The 22,382-nt window shown below is 39.2% G+C and carries 21 protein-coding genes and 1 tRNA gene; 14 read left to right on the forward strand and 8 right to left on the reverse strand.

Annotated features, from left to right (window positions below; genetic code table 11):
- Positions 1-129 precede the first annotated feature (129 nt).
- A complete protein-coding gene (locus CAPGI0001_RS05655; protein WP_002667780.1) occupies positions 130-519 on the reverse strand; it encodes an ExbD/TolR family protein in 390 nt (129 codons plus the stop codon).
- Between the two features lie 3 nt (positions 520-522).
- Positions 523-1,218 carry a MotA/TolQ/ExbB proton channel family protein gene (locus tag CAPGI0001_RS05660; protein WP_002667662.1) on the reverse strand — a complete coding sequence of 232 codons (696 nt, stop codon included), beginning with the start codon at positions 1,216-1,218 and terminating at the stop codon, positions 523-525.
- A 585-nt stretch (positions 1,219-1,803) separates the two neighbouring features.
- On the opposite strand from CAPGI0001_RS05660, the gene CAPGI0001_RS05665 reads away from it, so the two are divergent.
- The 4 genes from CAPGI0001_RS05665 (at position 1,804) to CAPGI0001_RS05680 (ending at position 5,166) form a co-directional block, all read left to right on the forward strand.
- Positions 1,804-1,877: transfer RNA gene (locus CAPGI0001_RS05665), tRNA-Met, on the forward strand.
- A 411-nt stretch (positions 1,878-2,288) separates the two neighbouring features.
- Positions 2,289-2,762, forward strand: coding sequence for a transcription elongation factor GreA (gene greA / locus CAPGI0001_RS05670; RefSeq protein ID WP_211205497.1), 474 nt, complete (start codon positions 2,289-2,291; stop codon positions 2,760-2,762).
- A 12-nt stretch (positions 2,763-2,774) separates the two neighbouring features.
- Complete coding sequence (locus tag CAPGI0001_RS05675) at positions 2,775-3,164, forward strand: HIT family protein (RefSeq protein WP_002667687.1); 390 nt, start codon at positions 2,775-2,777, stop codon at positions 3,162-3,164.
- Positions 3,165-3,363: 199 nt separating this feature from the next.
- On the forward strand, positions 3,364-5,166 hold the full coding sequence (locus CAPGI0001_RS05680) for a GNAT family N-acyltransferase (RefSeq protein ID WP_002667866.1): 1,803 nt from the start codon (positions 3,364-3,366) through the stop codon (positions 5,164-5,166).
- Positions 5,167-5,304: 138 nt separating this feature from the next.
- On the opposite strand, the gene CAPGI0001_RS05685 is transcribed toward CAPGI0001_RS05680, so the two are convergent.
- The 3 genes from CAPGI0001_RS05685 to smpB all read right to left on the reverse strand — a co-directional run bounded on the left by CAPGI0001_RS05685 (position 5,305) and on the right by smpB (position 8,840).
- A complete protein-coding gene (locus CAPGI0001_RS05685; protein WP_002667743.1) occupies positions 5,305-7,416 on the reverse strand; it encodes a TonB-dependent receptor in 2,112 nt (703 codons plus the stop codon).
- Between the two features lie 249 nt (positions 7,417-7,665).
- Entirely contained in the window at positions 7,666-8,379 is a 714-nt protein-coding gene (locus tag CAPGI0001_RS05690; protein ID WP_002667733.1) for a tRNA1(Val) (adenine(37)-N6)-methyltransferase, read from the reverse strand.
- A gap of 2 nt (positions 8,380-8,381) precedes the next feature.
- Positions 8,382-8,840, reverse strand: a complete 459-nt coding sequence (gene smpB / locus CAPGI0001_RS05695) for an SsrA-binding protein SmpB (protein WP_002667833.1) — start codon at positions 8,838-8,840, stop codon at positions 8,382-8,384.
- A gap of 133 nt (positions 8,841-8,973) precedes the next feature.
- Between smpB and trpS the strand changes: the two genes are divergently transcribed.
- From trpS to CAPGI0001_RS05715, 4 genes are all read left to right on the forward strand, one after another.
- Positions 8,974-9,945: a tryptophan--tRNA ligase gene (gene trpS, locus CAPGI0001_RS05700; RefSeq protein ID WP_002667886.1), complete on the forward strand. Its 972-nt coding sequence runs from the start codon at positions 8,974-8,976 to the stop codon at positions 9,943-9,945.
- A 12-nt stretch (positions 9,946-9,957) separates the two neighbouring features.
- Positions 9,958-11,877: a PBP1 and LysM peptidoglycan-binding domain-containing protein gene (locus tag CAPGI0001_RS05705; RefSeq protein ID WP_002667681.1), complete on the forward strand. Its 1,920-nt coding sequence runs from the start codon at positions 9,958-9,960 to the stop codon at positions 11,875-11,877.
- A 132-nt stretch (positions 11,878-12,009) separates the two neighbouring features.
- Positions 12,010-13,191 (forward strand): OmpA family protein, encoded by a 1,182-nt coding sequence (locus CAPGI0001_RS05710; RefSeq protein ID WP_002667888.1) that lies wholly within the window; start codon positions 12,010-12,012, stop codon positions 13,189-13,191.
- 367 nt (positions 13,192-13,558) lie between these two features.
- Entirely contained in the window at positions 13,559-14,950 is a 1,392-nt protein-coding gene (locus tag CAPGI0001_RS05715; RefSeq protein WP_002667845.1) for a type III PLP-dependent enzyme domain-containing protein, read from the forward strand.
- Positions 14,951-15,033: 83 nt separating this feature from the next.
- Here CAPGI0001_RS05715 and CAPGI0001_RS05720 read toward each other — a convergent pair whose 3' ends face one another.
- Both CAPGI0001_RS05720 and CAPGI0001_RS05725 read right to left on the reverse strand, forming a co-directional pair.
- On the reverse strand, positions 15,034-16,200 hold the full coding sequence (locus CAPGI0001_RS05720; RefSeq protein ID WP_002667807.1) for a MalY/PatB family protein: 1,167 nt from the start codon (positions 16,198-16,200) through the stop codon (positions 15,034-15,036).
- 42 nt (positions 16,201-16,242) lie between these two features.
- The gene (locus CAPGI0001_RS05725) at positions 16,243-16,536 is read right to left on the reverse strand and encodes a DciA family protein (RefSeq protein WP_002667715.1); all 294 of its coding nucleotides are present in this window, start codon (positions 16,534-16,536) and stop codon (positions 16,243-16,245) included.
- 203 nt (positions 16,537-16,739) lie between these two features.
- On the opposite strand from CAPGI0001_RS05725, the gene thrS reads away from it, so the two are divergent.
- The 4 genes from thrS to rplT all read left to right on the forward strand — a co-directional run bounded on the left by thrS (position 16,740) and on the right by rplT (position 19,933).
- A complete protein-coding gene (gene thrS, locus CAPGI0001_RS05730; protein ID WP_002667895.1) occupies positions 16,740-18,689 on the forward strand; it encodes a threonine--tRNA ligase in 1,950 nt (649 codons plus the stop codon).
- 18 nt (positions 18,690-18,707) lie between these two features.
- A complete protein-coding gene (gene infC, locus CAPGI0001_RS05735; RefSeq protein WP_081451923.1) occupies positions 18,708-19,259 on the forward strand; it encodes a translation initiation factor IF-3 in 552 nt (183 codons plus the stop codon).
- A 42-nt stretch (positions 19,260-19,301) separates the two neighbouring features.
- Complete coding sequence (gene rpmI, locus CAPGI0001_RS05740) at positions 19,302-19,499, forward strand: 50S ribosomal protein L35 (protein ID WP_009641953.1); 198 nt, start codon at positions 19,302-19,304, stop codon at positions 19,497-19,499.
- 89 nt (positions 19,500-19,588) lie between these two features.
- Positions 19,589-19,933, forward strand: coding sequence for a 50S ribosomal protein L20 (rplT, locus tag CAPGI0001_RS05745; RefSeq protein WP_002667677.1), 345 nt, complete (start codon positions 19,589-19,591; stop codon positions 19,931-19,933).
- 68 nt (positions 19,934-20,001) lie between these two features.
- On the opposite strand, the gene lysA is transcribed toward rplT, so the two are convergent.
- Entirely contained in the window at positions 20,002-21,207 is a 1,206-nt protein-coding gene (gene lysA / locus CAPGI0001_RS05750) for a diaminopimelate decarboxylase (RefSeq protein WP_002667795.1), read from the reverse strand.
- A gap of 259 nt (positions 21,208-21,466) precedes the next feature.
- Between lysA and CAPGI0001_RS05755 the strand changes: the two genes are divergently transcribed.
- Complete coding sequence (locus CAPGI0001_RS05755; RefSeq protein WP_155813449.1) at positions 21,467-21,832, forward strand: hypothetical protein; 366 nt, start codon at positions 21,467-21,469, stop codon at positions 21,830-21,832.
- 2 nt (positions 21,833-21,834) lie between these two features.
- The gene (locus CAPGI0001_RS05760; RefSeq protein ID WP_002667709.1) at positions 21,835-22,374 is read left to right on the forward strand and encodes a YfiT family bacillithiol transferase; all 540 of its coding nucleotides are present in this window, start codon (positions 21,835-21,837) and stop codon (positions 22,372-22,374) included.
- The last annotated feature ends 8 nt before the right edge of the window (positions 22,375-22,382 follow it).

A 22,382-nucleotide genomic window follows, 5' to 3' on the forward strand; every position in this document is an offset into this window, starting at 1 on the left:
CCTGCTCAGGAGGGATTGAGGTGAGGCTCATCCTAAATACCAATAACAATAAGATAATCAAAGTCATGATTATCGAAGTAAGAACAAAAGATTTTTGCTTATGAACTGTATCTAATACCATAATAATAATTATTTAGGACGTACTGCCAGTATCAGTTTATACTGATTTTGGTTGGCAATATCCATTACCAAGACAGCATTCTCAATAGGAACACTCTCTTCCACCCGAAGGATAATAGTAGGATTTTCGACTCCTGAGAGCGCACTTTTCAGTTCGTTCTCCATATCAGAGGTGGTTACATGCTTGTTATTGACAAAGTATTGCAAATCCTTATTGATACTCACAGCCACATTCTGAATGCCAGAAGTTTTTCCATGGGCTTTAGGCAACAACATATCCAAGACTTTAGGATTGTTGGACGCTGTAAGCATGAAGAAGATTAAGAGCAAGAAAACGATGTCCGTCATGGAGGACATACTGAATTCTGGCGTTACTTTATTGCTTGATTTGATACTCATTTTCTAAACAGGTTCGTTCAACATATCCAAGAAGTCTACTGTGGTAGCCTCAAGTTTTTGAGTGACATTATTAATTCTCATAACCAAGTGGTTATAAGCTAAGTAAGCGACAATGCCGACGATAAGTCCTGCGACAGTCGTTGTCATCGCGGTATAGATACCTCCAGCTAAGATACTCATATCCGCCTGTCCGCCACTGGTAGCCATAGCATGGAAAGACATGACCATCCCGACAACTGTTCCCAAGAAACCAATCATAGGACCTACCCCAGCCAGAGTAGCCAATAGAGATACATTCTTCTCTAACTTATATACCTCCAAAGATCCTGCATTCTCAATAGCTTTATGGATGTCGTCAATAGGCTTTCCTATACGAGAAATTCCCTTGGCTACCAAGCGAGCTACAGGATTATTATATTGATAACAGAGATTCTTAGCTGCTTCTATTCTGCCAGAAGAAATATTATCACGGATAACATTCATGAAATTGCTGTCAATCTTCTTGGCGGCACCAATGGCAAAACTTCTCTCGAAATAAATGTAAAGACTCATGGCTAACATCAGAAACAAGATACCTATAATAATGCTATTGGCCAGACCACCATTGAAAATAAGGTCCATTATAGACAAACTCTCCTCTTGCACCTCAGCAGAAGGTTGTCCAGCATCTGCTAATGTATTTGCTTGTAATAATAACATATCTTTTTTTATTAGTTTTCGGTAGCAAAATTACATCTTTTCCTATAAAGAAAAATATTTTTAAATATTTTTATCATTTTACCTTTCAAAACGCAATAGTATTAACAGATTTAAACAAAAAAACGAAGGGAATTATTTTTAACTTTTTTTATCATTGTTTTTTTTGTTGGTTCAAAAAACCTTTGTATCTTTGCACTCGAAATAAAGAGGTATTATATACTGCAATTTTTCATAAGTATTGAAATAATAAAGTGAGTTATCAAGGATATAGCTTACTTATAGAAGATAATCTTATAATTGTTTAGTTTTTTCACGAAAGTCCGAGCTACAAAAGTACTCGGATTTTTTGTTTACAAATCAGAGTACAAAGGTAAGAAAAAAATGTAGAAGGAAAAAACAAATTTTCTTATGTAGGGGGTGGAAAAATTCCTATTTTTTCGGTGGATTTAAGGTTGTTTCTCGGATAATAAAGCAATTATATTTGTAATATATTGATAATCAAAATATTATAAAGGTGTAAATTTTTTCAATATAATTTTGGATATACCAAAAAAAAGTGTAATTTTGCAACCTGAAAAAAATGATGGCGAGGTAGCTCAGTTGGTTAGAGCGTTGGATTCATAACCCAAAGGTCACGGGTTCAAATCCCGTCTTCGCTACAAAATGTAAATCTTTGAAAGAGAGTGATTTGTATTAAAAATCACTCTTTTTTTATTGCTGAAATTTTCTATATTTTACGAACCGAATACGCTATCGAATACATTATGAGTAACAGAGGTCAGTACTCAACGTCCAAAAGAGAATTAGGATAAGAGTATAATAATTGAGGGCTAAATATAGAGTAAGAGGTAGAGGAATCGGCAAAGTGTAATTTTTTTACTTTTTTCCTTGTGGAATAGATTTAAGTTTGTATCTTTGCCCCGAAGAAATCAAGTCCCATAGTTTTTAGCTATAGGGCTGATTTTTTAGTATTTACGTCATTCCAGACAGAGAGGGATTAGTCATTTGCTTAATTGGACTTTGCTGGAGTGTCATTTTTTTATTAATTTGTCAAACTAAAAAAGAAATAAATTATGAAAGTAGCTTATTATACAGAAGAAGGATTAAAAGCACTTAAGGCAGAGCTAGATCAGCTACGAGATGTAGAGCGCCCAAGAGCCTCACAAGCTATAGCAGAAGCCAGAGATAAGGGAGACCTTTCTGAAAATGCTGAGTATGATGCTGCTAAGGAAGCACAAGGGCTTCTGGAGATGAAAATAGCCAAGTTAGAAGAGCTTGTCGCTAGTGCCCGTGTGATAGATGAATCACAGTTGGATACCTCAAAAGTATTGATCCTCTCAACAGTAAAACTCAAGAACAAAGCCAACAATGCTGTAATGACCTATACTTTGGTTGCTGAAAGTGAGGCAGACCTAAAGACAGGGAAGATTTCGGTAAGTTCTCCTATAGGGCGTGGGCTTTTAGGTAAGTCTGTAGGCGATATAGCTGAGATAAAAGTACCTAATGGTATCCTTCAGATGGAAATTATAGAGATAACCCGCTAATAAAGAATAACCATGGCATCTATTTTTACTAAAATTATCAACGGGGAGATACCCTGTTATAAGATAGCAGAAGACGAACATTGTTTTGCCTTTTTGGATATCAACCCCAATGCAATAGGACATACCTTGTGCATTCCCAAGAAAGAAGTAGATAAGCTTTTTGACTTGGATGAGACACTATATCACCACCTATTAGAGTTTGCCCGCAAGATAGCAATAGCTCAAGAGAAAGCTATTCCTTGCGAACGAGTAGGGATGGCGGTAGTAGGACTGGAAGTACATCACGCACACATACACCTGATTCCTATCTCGAGGATGAAAGAAATGACCTTTGAGGAAAAGGTAAGCCTTACAAATGAAGAATTTCAAGAGGTAGCCGATAAGATAAAATCTTACCTATAATACAATAGGATTCAAGTATATTACAAGAGAACTTTGTCAAGGGTTTTATGCTTTGACAAAGTTTTTCATTTAAAAAATAAAACAATAAGGCTTATTTTTGATAAAAAATTCTTATATTTGCAATCTGAAAAAACAGTCTGTTTTTCTCATACAAAAAATCTATTTTAGAGAGACATTATCAAAAGATTTATGACAACATATGGGGTTAATCACAGCAAAAGAGTTAGCTAAAGCTATCAAGATAGATAAGTTAGGATTTGTAGGGACTTCTGTGGGCTGGGGGCTTTTACACCTACTACGCTTGGCACCATTGAATAGAATATATGATAGGAACAAGCATTTGCAAGGGGTGGAGTTTCTTTCAGCATTGCTTAAGGAGTTCAAGGTACATTATGAAGTTCCAGAGGAAGACCTCAGAAAGATCCCCAAGGAAGGACCTTTTATTACTATCTCTAACCACCCTTTAGGAGGATTGGATGGAATCATACTCCTAAAGATGCTCATAGAGCAGCGGCCAGACTATAAAATAATGGCCAATTTTTTGCTTTCCAAGATAGAACCTTTGGCTCCTTATATATTCCAAGTGAATCCGTTCGAGGATCATAAAGAGGCTTCCTCTAGCCTGCAAGGTTTTAAGCAAGCCATGGCACACTTAGCTGAGGGAAAACCCTTAGGAATGTTCCCCGCAGGAGAGGTTTCTACGCAGATTAGTGGGAATATTTATGTGGATAAGACTTGGGACAAATCGGCTATTAAGCTTATCAAAAAAGCGAATGTGCCTATTATCCCTATCTATTTCCATGCTAAGAATAGTCCTTTGTTCTACCAATTGGCTAAGCAGAGTGATATATTGCGTACAGCTAAGCTTCCTTCAGAGCTACTTACCCAGAAGAATAAGAGCATAAAAATCCGTATAGGGCGACCTATATTACCTAAGACACAGGATGAAATAGAGGATTTGTATGAGTTCTCCAATTTCCTTCGCAAGAAGACCTATCTGCTCTCGAATACTTATGAGCAGAAGAAGCATTTTAGACCCTTTGCCTCGATGATAAAGGTCAATACTAACAAGGATCCAGAGGAAGTAGCCCCTCCTATAGCTGAGGAACTATTGGAAAAGGAAATAGAAGCTCTACGTCAGCAGAAGGGTACACGCTTATTACAACACAAAGAATATGAGATATTTTTAGCTAAGGCTGAGTATATTCCTAATATTCTTCATGAAATAGGTCGATTAAGAGAAATTACTTTCCGTGAAGTAGGGGAGGGTACCAACCTCTCTATTGATTTGGACGAATATGATACTTACTATCGTCATCTTTTCCTTTGGGAGAGTGACACCAAGCGAATAGTAGGCGCCTATCGTATGGGCTTAGGGAGTGATTTCTTCGATATGTATGGGGTGAATGGTTTTTATACTCATAGCTTGTTCCGATTTGATTCTGAGCTACATACCATGCTTCGGCAGACTATAGAGATGGGTCGTGCCTTTGTAGTGAGTGAGTATCAACAAAAGCCGATGCCTCTATTCCTACTCTGGAAAGGGATTGCCTTGACAACACTACATTTCCCAGAACATAAGTACCTATTGGGAGGTGTGAGTATCTCCAACCAATTCTCGGACTTTTCCAAATCGCTGATGATAGAGTTCATGAAATCCAATTTCTATGACCCTTATATAGCTCAGTATGTGAAGCCTAAGAAGGAATATAAAGTAAAGCTCAAGGATGCTGATAAGGATTTTATCTTTGATGAGACCCAGTCAGACCTTAACAAATTCGACAAAATTATAGACGAATTGGAACCAGGCGACCTACGCTTACCTGTACTCATTAAGAAGTATATAAAGCAGAATGCCAAAGTGATCGCTTTCAATGTGGATCCACTCTTTAACAATGCAGTAGATGGGCTTATGTATATTCGCATAGATGATCTCCCAGAAAGTACCATCAAGCCAGCTATAGAGGAGTTCCAGTCCCAGTTGGAGAAAGGAGAATCCTGAGAAGAGTTTTAAGAGTAAGCTAAGATAATAGAAAAATGCGCAATAAAAGGCGTCTCTACAGGAAAGCCATCTTTAGATGGTGATTAAGTGTAGAGGCGCCATTTTATTGCGCTTGATTAGAGTGCTTGCGTTTTTATTTTAGAAAGTAAAGGTGATTCCAACCATGCTATTGAGCTCAGCAGCAGGAAAATATAAAGGTTTTCCAGAAGCATATCTTCCATGAGCTACATACTTCTTGTTAAGTAAATTGTTGGCTGTTACAGAAAAAAGCACAGACTTGAACAACTTTTGAGGAAGAAGTTCATAAGAAAGGTGAAGAGAATGTACTAAAAAATCTTCAAGCAGGGCATTCTCTTGGTTTTCATTGGTCAAGTATCTTTCTCCTATATATTTAGAAATCAGACTAATCTGGAAGTTATCAATAGGAGTGAAAGAGATTGTATTGCCCACAACCCAATCAGGAGAAAAAGAAATGTCAGTATTCCCTAAGTTAATTTTCTGAGTAGGTGTATTGGGATCCTGAATGGTATAGTCAATATTTTTATTTTTACTAAAAGACACATTAGGAGCCCACTCCCAGCGAGGGGCAAGTGCTACAGTAGCATCAATTTCTACCCCAGTACGATAGCTTTTTCCACTATTTTTGCGTAAAGAATAGCCCGTATTGCTGATATCACCAGTGAGCACCAACTGATCCTTATAGAGCATGTAGTATACATTGGCATTTAGTTTTACTTTTTCAGAGATATAGCGCCATCCCAGCTCGAAGTCATTAACCTTTTCCTGGCGAGGAAGTTCAGCTCCTTTCTTGATATTCTTAGCATATTCCTTGTAATCACTTCGGTTAGGCTCTTTGGTAGCATGAGCAAAAGAGAAATAGAGAGTACTGGCAGGGGAGAGAAAATAGCTAATACCTGCTTTAGGATTGATCATAGGAATAGACTCATTGACTTGAGTTTTCTTAAGAGTAGATCTGAAATTGACTCTTCTGTATTGAATATCCCCGAATAGGCTTAGCTTGGGAGCTATCTGCCAAGTGAGCTTAGTGAAGGCAGATACTTCCTGCTTGTTCCCGTATACCCAATCGGAGATGTCTCTGTAAGGGTTAGTAGCATTCTCAGTCCAAACGGTTTCGTTATAGTGATTTCCTTCGTATACATTGGCGGCTCCTCCTAAGATAAGCTCAATAGCCTGTTTGCGGTAGTTAGCAGAGAATACAGTACCATAGAAATCATTGTCCAGCTGATAGCGAATCACGAAGTTTCCCTTACTGTCCCCCCAATTGTCCATCTGTTCCCAGTATCCTTTTCCTTTGGTATAGTGGAGAGAAAGATTGGTATTCCAATGCTCATCCCACTTTTGAGTCCAATGAAGTTGGGCGTGATCTTGTTGGTAGTTATCAGTCTCGTTATCATAGAAAAATGTTTGTCCACCAACAGTATATTTTCCTGCGGGATTGTACCTTCTATCCTTTTGTAATTGTTCGGCAGATATTCCCTTGTAAGTAAGGTAAGTCTTTTCTGTACCTCCGAAGACCAATCCCTTAATCAGTGTGTTGCTATTGCTATAAGCTCCCTGAAGGAAATAAGACTTAAGGTCAGAAGAAGCCCGATCAATATACCCATCAGAATTGATTTTGGAGAAGCGTCCGGCCAGTTCGAAATGCTCCTTGAGTTTTCCTGTAGAGAACTTAATGGCATGCTTATGGGTCATATAAGATCCGAGGTAATTGGCAATTTGTGCATAAGGTTTTTCCGATGAGGCATCGGAAAGGATATTTAGGCTAGCCCCGAAGGCACCTGCCCCATTGGTAGAAGTACCTACTCCTCGCTGTAGCTGGATATTTTCGGCAGAGGAGGCGAAATCAGAGAGATTGTAGAAGAAAACCCCTTGAGATTCAGCATCATTGTAAGGAATCCCATTGATAGTCACATTGGTTCGATAAGTGTCATTTCCACGAATAAAGAGCGCAGTGGCACCATAGCCTGCCCCATCTTCAGAATAAGAAACCACATTAGGTAGGTTGCCCAGCAAGATCGGTAGCTGTTGCCCAGTGTTTTTTTGTTGGATTTCTTTTTTAGACACATTGGAGAAACTTATAGGAGTGTTTTCTCGGGCGCGGATACCTTGTACCACGACCTCATCCAATGAGATAGTTTTCTCTGAGAGAGAATCCTTGATAGCGGGCATCTCTTGAGCAAAAGAGGGAAGCGAAAGAACTAATGCCCCACAAAACAATGTTTTTTTCATTGTAAAAAAGCGTTTTTTACAAATAAAGGGGCATTATTTGTCATTAGATAATAAAAAAAGGCTTATCTTTGCTACCCAAGTGCAAAAATAAGCCAAGTGATATAGTAATTAGATAGACTTCATTTTTTCCTTTGACTGCATTACCAGCCTAAGTTCTATGGGTATAATCTCAGCTTTTTACAGCACCCCTTGAGATGACCACAAAATTACGAATTATTTTTGAATACGAATTATATTTTAAGAATTTATTTAGAATCGTAAATAAAAATTTTTGGTAAGTTCTTGATATTCTTGTGTATATTGATGGCGTTCTTTTTCGATAATAAGCTTTTCAGCAGTAGGCAAAGGGCTTTCCTGAGCACGTAATAAAAGTAGGCTTCGCTTTATAGGAGAGAGGGAATTCCCCTGAACATGAAGGATTTGAGTAGGGAAGAGGCCGTTTTCCATTGCTATTTGTAAAAAAGACTCCTCTTCTCTGTAGGGAATAATCACAGAGAAAAAGCCCTGAGGGGCTAATAATAAAGGAATACAAGAGAGTAAATCGGAGAAAGGGAGATACTCATTGGAACGTGCCATAGCTCGTACCCTGTCGGGTGAGAGCGTATTTTCGGAGAAAAAAGGCGGATTACTGATGATAAGATCATAGGCAGTAGCACTTGTCGAGGCGAAATCACGGATATCCATTTCGAAGACTTCAACAGCCTGATGCCAAGGGGAGAGAGATACGTTCAGCCTACATTCCTTGGCCGATAGAGGGTGAAGCTCTACCGCATGGATATGGGAGAGAGGGAAGCGCTGTGCCATCATCAGGGAAAGTACTCCCGTTCCGGTTCCTATATCTAATATATAATTAGGATTGATAGCAGGTGTCCATGCTCCCAGTAATACACTATCGGTGCCTACCTTCATAGGGCTATACTCCTGAGAGATAGAAAATTGTTTGAAGCGAAAAGGACTGCTCATAACTATTGGTAAGCCTTTTTGATACGATCCAGCTGACGCTTGTTGTCCCTTTCCTTGATCGTCTCACGTTTGTCATGAAGTTTTTTACCCCTTACCAGAGCAATTTCCATTTTAGCGAACCCCTTTTCACTGAGAAATACCCTTAGAGGTACGATAGTAAGCCCCGAGTTTTTGACTTCTTTGTGTAACTTTTTGAGTTCCTGTTTTTTCAGTAGTAGCTTTCTTTCACTTTTAGGCTTGTGATTGTAGTAAGTACCCCAAGCATATTCCTCAATAGTCATATTGATCACGAAGAGTTCTCCCTTCTCATTGAACTCGCAGAAACTTTCAGCGATGGAGGCCTTTCCCAAGCGGATAGATTTGATCTCGGTACCCCTAAGGACGATACCCGCAATATATTTATCTAAGAGTTCATATTCGAAACGTGCACGTTTGTTCTGTATATTGACGTTATTTTGCATAGTTAAAGTAAATAATAGAATAGAAAACAACCTTTAAAAATTCAGGCGCAAATATACGTTATTTTTATCTAAAAATACTTTTATATGAATTAAAAGTTGTACTTTTGCACCATATTCACAGAGATATTAATTTATGGCACGTGTACTTACTGGTATCCAAAGCACAGGAACTCCTCACTTAGGGAATTTGTTAGGCGCCATATTGCCCGCCTTAGAAATGGCAAAGGATACCCAAAATGACTCTTTCCTTTTTATAGCAGATTTGCACTCCCTTACCCAGATCAAAGATGGCGCATTACTTAGGAGAAACACCTATGAAGTGGCAGCTACTTGGTTGGCTTTTGGATTGGATTATGAGCGAGTTACCTTTTACCGCCAGAGTGATGTAGCGCAAACTGCGGAATTGGCATGGTATTTGGAATGCTTTTTTCCCTATCAGCGACTTACCTTAGCACATTCTTTCAAGGATAAGGCCGATCGTTTGGAGGATGTCAATACAGGTCTTTTTACCTATCCCATGCTCATGGCCGCCGATATATTACTCTATGATGCTGAGATAGTTCCTGTGGGTAAGGATCAATTGCAACATTTGGAGTTTGCTCGCGATGTAGCTGGTCGCTTTAACTACCAGATGGGAGAGACCTTTGTACTCCCTAAGGAAAGTATTCGAGAAGATATTATGATTATTCCAGGAACTGATGGGGAAAAGATGAGCAAATCTCGAAGGAACTATATCAATATCTTTTTGTCAGATAAAGAATTGAAAAAACAAATCATGTCTATACAAACGGATAGTACCCCCTTGGAAGCGCCTAAAGATCCAAACAATTGTAATGTTTTTGCCCTGTATAAGCTATTAGCCACAGAAGCACAGACCGCCCAGATGGCCGCCAATTACAGAGGAGGGAACTATGGATTTGGACATGCCAAAACTGCTCTATATGAGCTTATTTTAGAAAAATTTGCTCAACCCAGAGAGAAGTTTGCCTACTATATGGATCACCTTTCTCAAGTGGATGAGATACTCAGAGAAGGTGCTGAAAAAGCCTCCCAAGTGGCAAAGCAAACCCTACAACGTGTAAGAGAAAAATTAGGATATTTGTAAAAAACATAAAGAATGAGAAAAATACTATTATTTTTGTGTGTACTTACAGGATTTAGCCTATGGGCACAACCTAAACAACACAATAGCTATACAGTAAAAGAGGGAGATACCCTTGAGAGTATAGCCAAGGTATTCCGTGTATCCCCCAGTGATATAAAGTCCCTAAACCCTACTTTGGAAAAAGGCTTACAGAAAGGAATGCTGCTTATCATACCTGGAGATGAAATAAGCTACTTTAACAAAAAACAACCTACTGGTTTTGAGAAGTATACAGTAAAAGACAAAGAGACACTTTATGGACTGGCGCAGAGGTTCCATATTACACAAGATGACCTACGTCGCTACAATATGGTATTGTACAAGAAAGAGTTGCGCAAAGGACAGGAAATTACGATTCCTCTTTACCGAGATGCCCCTAAAGAAATATCCAAAGGCAAGGAAGGACTTACCAAATATATCGTAAAGCCAGGAGAAGGCTTATGGCGTATAGCTCAGAACTATGGAGTAACTCAAGAAACCCTAGAACGACTCAACCCCAACCTGCCCAATCCGCTAAAAGAAGGCATGGAAATATGGGTACCTGCAGGGAAATCAGGTGTTCCAGAAGTGACTACAGACAAGGCTTTGGTACTTTATCAAGTAGAGAAAGGGGAAGGGTTTATGAGCTTAGAACGCAAGTTTGGCCTTTCACAGAAAGAGCTGGAAAAGCTCAATCCGGAGCTCAAAGACGGAATCAAGTTAGAAGCCCAGATCTGGATACCTAAGAACAATTTCTTAGACTATGTAGCTACATTAGGAGGAGCCTCCCAAACAGATGTAGCCACAGGCAATGCCACTGATGCAAATCCTAAGATAAAATCCGGCATGAATCCCTCCAATATCAAGACAGTTTCCTTCGTATTGCCATTTAGAGTTAATGGAATACAGGCGGGGAATATAGCTGATATTAAGATCAAATTGCAGAAAGAAAAAATAACAGCCATAGCCTCAGATTTCTATTCAGGAGCTCTAATGGCCTTGGATTCTCTGCAGAAAATGGGATTCTCCCTTACGGTGAATGTGTATGATAGCAATGGGAATGCTCAAGGAGTGAAAGCCATATCCTCCAGTGAAGGTCTGAAGAACTCACAAGTGATTATAGGTCCCTTTTCTCCTTCAGCCTTCAATGCTCTATCGGAGACAATCACCTCCGACAATATTGCTATATTGGCACCTCTTTCCAACAGAAATATAGAACTCCGTCCCAATGTATTCCAGACAGTCCCTACAATAGAGGTACAACAGAATAGCATGATAAGCTTTATCAATCAGAAATATCCAGATGCCAATATTGTATTACTATCCGATGCCAAGAGTAAGGATATGAATGAAAAACTATTATCCTCTTTTTCTCAGGCTAAAAATGTAGATAATATACAAGGTATACAAAGAGCATTGAACAAAGAGGCGACAAATATAGTTTTTGTATCATCAGATGATGTGGTATTCCTCTCCGATGCGATACGTATACTATACAACATAGCTGGAATCAATGGGAAGAATAAGAACTATAATATTATTATGGCTACTTTGGATAAGGGAGATGCTTATGACCACAATAGTATATCCAATAGCCAGCTATCAGCACTGAAATTCACCTATCCAGCAGCCAATAGATATGCAGGTGAGAGCAATCCTTTTATAAAGAAATACCTCAAGACCTATAAAATATCGCCTAGCAAATATGCCTTTAGAGGATTTGATCTCACGATGGATGCAGTATTGCGAACTAGTTTGGTAGGGAATTTTATCAAAGAAGCCAATATAGGAGAAACCTCCTATCAGGAGAACAAATTCCAATATGTAAAGAATGCAACAAAGGGAGGAGGATATGAGAATAGAGCAGTTTACATATTGCGTTATGAGGATTTGCAAATAAGTGAAATTTATTAGAAAACAGCCAAAGAAATTATAAAATACCGAAAGAGGGGTAAAAAGTTAAAGAAAAGTTTTGTTGAAATGAAAAAAAGTTATACCTTTGCCCCTACGTTAATGAAATTTAATTAAGGATTAAAAATCACATTTATGAGAAAGCAAATTTTAGCTTTGACAGCACTTGTAGCCTTGGGAGCAAACGCTCAAGAATACAACAAATGGTCGATAGATGTAAATGGAGGGGTTAACAAACCTGTTCGCGAATTTACATCAGGATATGCGACAAAAACCCCAAACTTCTTTACAGTTAACGGAGGTGTTCGTTATATGTTCAATAACAAGTTTGGTTTGCGATTAGGAGGAGGATACGATAAGTTCGAAGAAGGTGATAATTCTCCTAAATTCAATTCCAACCTATGGAATGTAAACTTGCAAGCAGTGGCCAATGTAGGTCGTGTGCTTTCTTTCGAAGATTGGACTCGTGATCTTGGTCTATTGGTACACACAGGTGTAGGAATTGGCCAATTGAAAAGTGATAATTTTGACAAAGCAGACAACTTAGGGTTCGTTACCTTTGGTGTTACTCCACAAGTTCGTCTTAGCAATCGTGTAGCTTTATTGCTTGATGGGTCTGTATACTGGTATGCTAGACAAAACAAAACTTTCGATGGTCTTAGCAATACTACTCACGATGGTTTCAAAGGGTTAAACTTTACTGGAACTATTGGTCTTCAAGTAGCTTTGGGTCGTCACATGATCCACGCAGACTGGTATAGTGAAGGAAAAGAACTTGAAAGAAAACTACAAGCTGCTGAAGATCGTATAGCAAAAGCAGAAAGCGATGTAGCAAACTTGGCTAAAAAATTGGATGAAAAAGAAGATAGAATGGTGGATACTAACGGAAACCGTATTCCAGACGAATTGGAAAACTATCTTAATGAAAAATATGGTTCCAATGCTCAAAACAAATATGCTACAGGAGATGCTGCTCGTGAGCTTATCGAAAAAGGATACATCAATGTATACTTCGATTTCAACTCCTCAAAACCTCAAAAATCATCTTTGTGGGCAGTGGACTTTGTTGCTAACTACTTGAAACAAAACTCTGGTGCAAGTGTGAACGCAGTAGGTTATGCTGATGAAAAAGGAAGCGAAAACTACAACCAAAAACTATCTGCTAAACGTGCTGAAGTTATCAAACAATTGTTAGTAGACAGAGGTATCAATGCTTCACAGCTTTCTTTCGAAGGAAAAGGAGAAGATAAGACAGTTAATGCTAATTCTTCTAACGCTCGTCAGTTAGCACGTCGTGTAACATTCGAATTGAAATAATTGAAAATATTAGTATTTTGAAAACCGCCCTCACATGAGGGTGGTTTTTTTATAAAAAAACTTTTCATATTTGAAGAAAAGTAGTATATTTGCGCTCTCTATAGGAGATATATTATTTAGGTAAATAATAATCTAATTGCTTGATAATCAATGAAGAAACTTATTGAGCCTCCCTCAATTTCTTTTTCCATAAGAAAGACTCTGCAGCTGCTTAGGTGTAGAGCTTCTGTTCTTTTTCCTATTTTAATAACAAAGGAGCCACTACAGAGAATAGATAAGAGGACTTTTTCCCTAAGAATTTGAATTTTATTTTCTATTTATTCAGTACCCATTAATTTTCAACAATTAAAATAAATACGTAAATAAAATGAAAAATAAATATATAGATCTGATAGATCAAACCTACTATTTCCCCCAAGATGAATTTACTTTGGAGGGGGACGAACTTCGCTTTCATGATATAGACCTAATGGAACTTGTGCGTGAATATGGGGCACCACTGAAGTTCATGTATCTGCCTAAAATATCAGAGAATATCCAAAGAGCTAAAAAATGGTTTGAAAAAGCCATTAAGAAGCATAAGTATAAGGGTGCTTATAACTATTGTTATTGTACCAAGAGTTCTCATTTTAAGCATGTGATGGTTGAGGCTCTCAAGAATGATATCCAGATGGAGACCTCATCGGCGTTTGATATTAATATCATTAATAACCTCATTAGTGAAGGGCTTATCACCAAGGAAAATTATATCCTATGCAATGGCTTCAAGCGTGATGCTTATATAGATGGTATCGCTGATCTTATCAATCGAGGATATGATAAGTGTATGCCTATCATAGACAACTATGAAGAGATTAATCTCTTTGATGAAAAAATAAAGGAAAATTACAATATAGGAATCCGTATAGCCTCCGAAGAGGATCCTCGTTCGGAGTTCTATACCAGTAGGTTAGGGATAGGCTATAAGAATATTGTGCCTTTTTATAACAAAGAGATAAAAGATAATAAGAAGGTAACCCTCAAGATGTTACACTTCTTTATCAATACAGGGATTAAGGACAATGCTTACTACTGGAATGAGCTACTCAAGTGTTTGAAAGTGTATATACAGCTTAAGAAGGTAGCCCCAGAGTTGGATAGCTTGAATATAGGAGGAGGATTTCCGATAAAGACCTCTTTGGCTTTCGAATATGACTATGCCTATATGGTAGATGAGATCATTCGACAGATAAAGATAGCTTGTGACCAAGAGAAAGTGCCTGTACCAAATATCTTTACTGAGTTTGGTAGCTTTACAGTAGGAGAGGCAGGAGGTGCCATTTATGAAATCATGTACCAGAAACAACAGAATGACCGTGAGAAATGGAATATGATCAATTCCTCCTTTATTACCACCCTTCCCGATACTTGGGCGATTAACAAGCGCTTTGTGTTGCTCCCTATCAACCGATGGAATGATGAGTATGAGCGTGTGCTCTTAGGAGGACTCACTTGTGATGGCGATGATTACTATAATAGTGAGCAGAATATGAACGCTATTTACCTACCTAAGTATAACAAAAACAAGCCTTTGTATATAGGATTTTTCAATACAGGAGCTTACCAAGACTCTATAGGAGGGGTAGGAGGATTGCAGCACTGCTTGATCCCTCAGCCTAAAATAGTTCTTATAGATAGGAACAAGGATGGAGCGCTCACTACACGCCTATTTATGGAACAACAGAAGGCGGAAGAAATGCTCAAAATACTTGGATATTAGTGAAAAATAAGAAAAGGTAATTATATGAAAAAAGTGAGTTAGACTTTGTCTAACTCACTCTTTGTATCTGAGAAGTGCTAATTCTATTTAGAAAAAGCCTCTTTGAGTTGGTCAAGTGCTTTTTTGATTACCGAGCGTGGAGAAGCTAAGTTGATACGCATAAAGCCTGTACCTTCTTTGCCAAAGACACTACCATCGACCAAGGCTAAGTGAGCTTGATTGGTACAGAAGGCAACCAATTCTTTTTGGGAAAGGCCTAATGCTCTGAAATCCAAAAATACCAAGTAAGAAGCCTGAGGAACAAGGTATTTTACCTTAGGCAAGTGTTCATCAATATACTGGATTAGAAAATCAATATTCCCTTGCACATAAGTCAGTAGTTGGCTGAGCCATTCTTCTCCTTCTCGGTAGGCAGCGACCGTTGTCTGGAAAGCAAAGATATTTCCATCGGTGAGCATATAGCCTACGGTTTTGTCCAAGAATTTTTGCCTAATCTCTGGATTGGGGATAATGGCATAAGCACTGGCAAGCCCTGCCATGTTAAAGGTCTTGCTGGCAGAAGAAAAAGTAACACAGTTGGCTGCTACTTCCTGCGAGAGGCTTGCTAAGGAAACATGCTGATAGGAAGGAAGTGTCAAGTCAGCATGAATCTCGTCAGAGATCATCAGTACCTTGTACTTGAGACAGATAGCAGCCAAGCGTTCCAATTCGGCTTTTGTCCACACACGCCCCCCAGGGTTATGAGGATTGCAGAGGATAAAGAGCTTGCAAGTTTTAGCTTTTTCTTCAAAGTCTTCAAAATCGATATGATACTGTCCCTCTTGGAGTAGTAGAGGATTGGTGACTACTTTTCGTCCTGTATTGCGGATAGCTGCGGCAAAAGGATAATATACAGGTGGTTGTATAAGTACATTGTCGCCTACATGAGTGAAAGCCTCAATAGCCATGACCAAGGCAGGTACCACTCCTGGGATGAAACAAATCATCTCCTTATCGATGGAGAGTTGATGGCGTTTTTTTTGCCAATCAATTATAGATTGATACCAAGCTAAGGGTTTTTCAGTATAGCCAAAGATTTCGCATTCTATACGTTTTTTTACCGCTTCTACGATGAAGGGAGGTGTTTTGAAATCCATGTCGGCTACCCACATAGGGATCAAGTCTTCGCGTCCCCAGCGAGGGAGAAGAGCTTCCAATTTTAGAGAATCGGTACCTCTTCGGTCGATAATTTCGTCAAAATTATATATCATAGTTAAATAATTTAGTTACAATGATAAAAGAAAAACAGGAGTCTATGAGATGACAATCTCCTTTACCACTTCCTTTTTCAGGAAATCATTGATGAGTTGGACTAATTCACTTCTGCGGAGGTTTAAGTCCTCTCTCAGGGAGGCATTGTTTAGCGAAATGAACAATTTGTCTCCTTGCAGACGTACATTTTCGGTATATTTCACCACTCCCATACCTGCAATTTCTACCCAAGCCTCCTTTACACGTACCTTGTCAAGGCCATAGTTAAGGTTGTATTGGCTAAAGAGAGCAGGGATAATCTCCTTCAGGGAGCTTTCATTGTAAAAGTTGGCCATATCTTCATAAAAAACAGTACAAAGGTAGTGATATTTTTTTGAAAAAACATAAGAAAAAGAAGAAAATATATTAACCCATAACTAAGAGATTTTTTAGCAAAAAACCATATAAAAAGGGAGTGTAGAAAAAAATTGCGAAAATAATTTGGTTACTACTAAAAAAAATCTTATTTTTGCCGAGTTTTTTAACAACTATTACACCCATGATAAAAATTACACTGCCTGACGGTTCTGTCAAGGAATACAAGAAGGGAATCACCCCTGCTGAAGTAGCCCAAAGTATTAGTGAAGGCTTGGCTCGTAATGTGATATCAGCCAGCTACAATGGTAAGACTATAGAGACGGTTACGCCCCTTGAGACGGACGGAAGTTTAGTGTTATATACTTGGGATAGTCCTGAAGGGAAGAAAGCCTTTTGGCACTCTTCCGCGCACATATTAGCGCAAGCCTTGGAGGAACTATACCCTAATATCAAGCTTACTATAGGGCCAGCTATTGCCAATGGTTTTTATTATGATGTGGATTTCAATGGAAATACGATTACAGACAAGGATTTTCCAGCGATAGAAGCCAAGATGCTTGAGATAGCTCGTGGTAAGTATGAGTTCAAGATGCGCCCAGTGAGCAAGGCAGAAGCTCTTTCTTACTATAAGGGAAAAAATGAGTATAAGACAGAACTGATAGAAGCCTTAGAAGATGGTAGTATCACCTTCTGTGATCATAGCACTTTTACAGACCTCTGTAGAGGAGGGCACTTGCCTAACACAGGCTTTGTAAAAGCTGTAAAGATACTCAGTGTAGCGGGTGCTTATTGGCGAGGTAATGAGAACAATCCACAACTTACACGAGTGTATGGTATCTCATTCCCTAAGCAGAAAGATCTCACAGAGTATCTTACACTCTTGGAAGAGGCCAAGAAGCGTGATCACCGCAAGCTCGGTAAGGAGTTAGAGCTCTTTACCTTCTCCAACAAGGTAGGACAAGGGTTGCCCTTGTGGTTGCCTAAAGGAGCTGCGCTGAGAGAACGATTAGAAGCCTTCTTGCGCAAAGCACAGAAACAAGCGGGATACGAACAAGTGGTAACCCCACACATAGGACATAAGAACCTATATGTAACCTCAGGACACTGGGAAAAATACGGAAAGGATAGTTTCCAACCTATTGCAACCCCTAACGAAGGAGAGGAATATTTGCTCAAGCCAATGAACTGTCCTCACCACTGTGAGATATACAACTCTCACCCATGGAGCTACAAGGATCTGCCTAAGCGCTTTGCGGAGTTCGGTACTGTATATCGCTACGAACAGAGTGGGGAACTCCATGGACTTACTCGTGTACGCTGCTTTACTCAAGACGATGCCCACATCTTCTGTACGCCAGAGCAGCTCGATGCTGAGTTCAAGCATGTGATAGACTTGGTACTCTATGTGTTTGGTTCCTTAGGATTTGATAACTTTACCGCACAGGTATCCTTGCGAGATCCAGAGAACCTATCCAAATATATAGGAACTGATGAGAATTGGGCAAAGGCAGAGAATGCTATTATTAATGCCGCTAAAGAAAAGAATCTAACCTATGTGATAGAAACTGGAGAAGCAGCTTTCTATGGTCCTAAGCTTGACTTCATGGTCAAAGATGCATTAGGCAGAAGCTGGCAACTGGGAACTATCCAAGTAGACTATAACCTACCAGAACGTTTTGACCTATGGTACAAAGGAGCTGATAATGAACTGCATAGACCAGTGATGATCCACAGAGCACCTTTTGGTAGTATGGAACGCTTTGTTGCCATCCTACTGGAACATACCGCAGGAAACTTGCCACTTTGGTTGGTGCCAGAACAGGTGAATATTCTCTGTATCAGTGAGAAATATGAAGGCTATGCCCACAAAGTAGCCAATTTATTACAAGAAGCAGATTTGCGCCCTCATGTGGACAATCGCAACGAGACTATTGGGAAGAAGATTCGTGAAGCAGAAACACAGAAATTCCCTTACATGGTCATCGTAGGAGAAGAAGAGGAAAAGAATGCTACTCTTTCGGTACGTCGTCATGGAGGTGAAGACTTAGGTAGTATGAAGATAGCTGATTTTATCACCTTGATACAAGAAGAAATAAACAAAAATGTACGACCTTTCTCAATAGAAGTTTAACCTAAAAATTGAAAAGCCATTAATAACAAAGTACCCAATAGTAAGAGCGCTGGTGAAGAAAAGACTTCACATCGGATCAACAGAGACATACGTGTCCCCGAAGTGCGTTTGGTAGGAGACAATGTGGAAACAGGTGTCTATCCTACAAAGGAAGCCTTACGGCTTGCAGAAGAAATGGAATTGGACTTGGTAGAGATCTCTCCCAATGCCCAGCCTCCTGTGTGTAAAATCGTAGACTATAAGAAATTCCTCTACGAGCAGAAGAAACGTGCAAAGGAACTAAAAGCAAAAGCAACTAAGGTGGAAATCAAGGAGATTCGCTTTGGTCCTCAGACCGATGATCACGATTATGAATTCAAGAAAAAACATGGGGAGAAATTCCTCAAAGAAGGTGCTAAGGTAAAGGCTTATGTATTCTTCAAAGGCCGTTCCATCGTCTACAAGGATCAGGGGCAAGAGCTCCTCTTGCGCTTAGCGGTGGACTTGGAAGAGTATGGAAAGGTAGAACAAATGCCTAAGCTCGAAGGAAAGCGTATGACGATGTTCATCGCTCCTATCAAGAAGAAATAACAAAATAACAGATATTTTCCTCATTAATTTTTAAGTAACAAAATGCCAAAGATTAAAACTAAGTCCAGTGCTAAAAAACGTTTCAAACTAACGGGCTCTGGTAAAATCAAAAGAAAGCACGCTTTCAAAAGTCACATCTTGACTAAAAAAGCTAAAAAACGTAAGTTAGCTCTTACACACGCTACCTTAGTACATACTAATGACGAGGCTAGCGTAAAGAAACAATTAGGCTTAAAATAATTGTTTCCAGGTTAAAAATAATTGTCTCACCTTGGAGTATGGCTCAAAAAGAACGTAAAGTCGCCTACTACAAAAAAAATTAGAAATTTATGCCAAGATCAGTAAACGCAGTTGCGCGTAGAGCGCGTAGAAAAAAAATAATGAAGCAAGCCAAAGGGTACTTTGGCCGCAGAAAGAACGTTTGGACAGTTGCCAAGAACGCGGTTGAAAAAGCATTAGTATATGCTTACAGAGACCGTCGTAATAAGAAAAGAACTTTCCGCGCTTTGTGGATTGTTCGTATCAATGCAGGGGTTCGTCCTTATGGATTGTCTTATTCAAAGTTCATGGGAGCTCTTAAGGCTAATAAGATAGAGCTTAACCGTAAAGTTCTCGCTGACTTAGCCTTGAATCACCCAGAGGCTTTCAAAGCAATTGTAGAAAAAGTAAAATAAACGTTTCATCAAAGAAAATATCTGTTTGTAAAAAAGGCTATCTCACAAAGGGATAGCCTTTTAATATTTTATAAGTCAATCTCTACTTGGTTGCGCAGTAAGTCCTCAAGGGTTTCTGCCTTGCGTATGAGCTTGGCTTGCCCATCTATCCAGAGGACTTCGGCAGGGCGAGGACGTGAGTTGTAGTTGCTTGCCATAGTATAGCAGTAGGCACCTGCATTCCTAAAACAGAGGATATCCCCTTCGGAGATTTCTGCAATTTGTCGGTTAGAGGCAAAAGTATCTGTCTCACAGATGTAGCCCACCACCGAGTAAAAGCGTTTCTTTCCCTCTGGGTTAGAGATATTTTCTATAAAGTGAGTAGCCCCATAGAACATAGGGCGGATCAGGTGATTGAAACCCGAATCAATTCCGGCAAAAACGGTAGAGGTAGTTTGCTTGACTACATTGACCTTTACCAAGAAAAAGCCCGCTTCACTGACCAAGAATTTCCCAGGTTCAAAAGCCAAGGTCAGGTCTTTCCCATAGAGCTTGCAGAACTCCAAAAAGCGCTGGCTGAGCTTCTCCCCCAGTTCCTCTATATCTGTCTGAATATCACCTTCCTTATAGGGTACTTTAAAGCCACTACCAAAGTCAATAAACTTCAGTTCCCTAAAGTGCTTGGCGGCATCAAAGAGGATTTCAGCGGCGTAGAGGAAGACATCTATATCCAAGATATCGCTACCTGTGTGCATGTGAATCCCATTGATGTGCATTTTGGTATTCTCTACAATACGCAGAATATGAGGTACTTGGTGAATACTTATACCAAACTTACTATCTATATGCCCTACCGAAATCTTAGAGTTGCCTCCAGCCATAACATGTGGATTGATGCGGATACATACAGGTACCTGTGGGTGCTTGCTGCCGAATTGTTCCAAGATGGAAAGGTTGTCTATGTTGAGCTGTACCCCCAGAGAAGCAGCCTCCTCAATCTCCTCCATAGAGACCCCATTGGGAGTGAAGATAATCTGTTCGGGAGCAAAACCTGCATGCAGGCCTAACTTAACTTCCTGTATAGAGACTGTATCCAAGCCTGCTCCCAGCTTTCGCATAAGCTTGAGAATAGAACCATTGGACAGCGCTTTCATTGCATAGTTGATCCTAAGGCTGGGCACAGCGGCAAAAGCCTTGATAAGTCGCTCATACTGAGATCTGATTTTGTAAGCATCATACACATACACAGGACATCCATAAGTATGTGCTATAGAAAGTAAATCTTTGATTTCCATATGAATAAGGGTTAATGGGTTTGTCGGGACAAAGATACAATTTTAAAAAGAAAAGTAAAAGGTAATGGGTAAAAGATTAAAAAAAATTATTCATTAATCATTCATCATTGCTTATTATTTCGTATATTTGCGCAAAGTTAGTCATAATATGAAAGCCCCTACTAAGTATATATTGTTGTCTTTGCTTGTAGAGTATGTGCTTTTTTGTCTCTTTATGCATTTTGTAATAAACCAAAAATCAAATACTTACGTTACCACAATGGGTACCATACGCACCTATGCCGCTATTACAGCACTCTATATACCTACTTTGGTTTTGGCTTATTTTGTAGGGCAAAAGGTGAAATTTCATCTCTATAGCAGGCTAAAGAACTTTATCTTAGGGGTTTTGCTCATTTTTATTTTCTATATCACCACTTTTTGGTTTACAATGATGAGTTTTACTTATTTTCTCTGCCCTGAAGATGATAGACGTTATTGTATGGAGATAACACAATTTGTAGTGTTTGGATATACAATATATGGAATAGGGAAATGGTTGTTTGTCTTTGTGGCATTGCTCTTAGGAGGGCTTTTAATGATGATAAATAATGGCAAGCGAATGACTAATGGTAATCGTATATAAATATGGATGAAATTAGATATCCTATAGGTGCTTTTGAACTTCCTAAGGAAATTACTCAGAAGCATATAACCATTTATATAGAAGAACTCAGGCGATTTCCTTATTTGTTAGAGGAAGCAGTGAAGCAATGTCCGCCGAATATACTCAACCTTACCTATAGAGAAGGAGGCTGGACAATAGCTCAGATAGTACATCACTTAGCCGATGTGGATATGAATAGCTTTATTCGCTGTAAGCTCGCTCTGACAGAGGAAAACCCTATGGTAAAACCCTACGAAGAAACCTTGTGGGCAGAGATTCCTGAGGCAAAAGACTTTTATATATCTCCCTCCTTACGTATCATAGAAGGAGTACACTGGCGCTGGTGGAAGTTCTTGAGAGCCCTCACCCCAGAGGATTTTGAAAAGACTTACCGGCACCCACAGAGTGGACAAACGATATCTATAAAACAAGAAATAGCCAAGAGTGTATGGCATGGCAAGCACCACTTAGCTCATATTGAGTTGGCTAAAAAGCTCCAAATAAGTAATAATAAATTGTAAAATAAGAA

The sequence above is a fragment of the Capnocytophaga gingivalis ATCC 33624 genome (assembly GCF_000174755.1).
Classification (GTDB): domain Bacteria; phylum Bacteroidota; class Bacteroidia; order Flavobacteriales; family Flavobacteriaceae; genus Capnocytophaga; species Capnocytophaga gingivalis.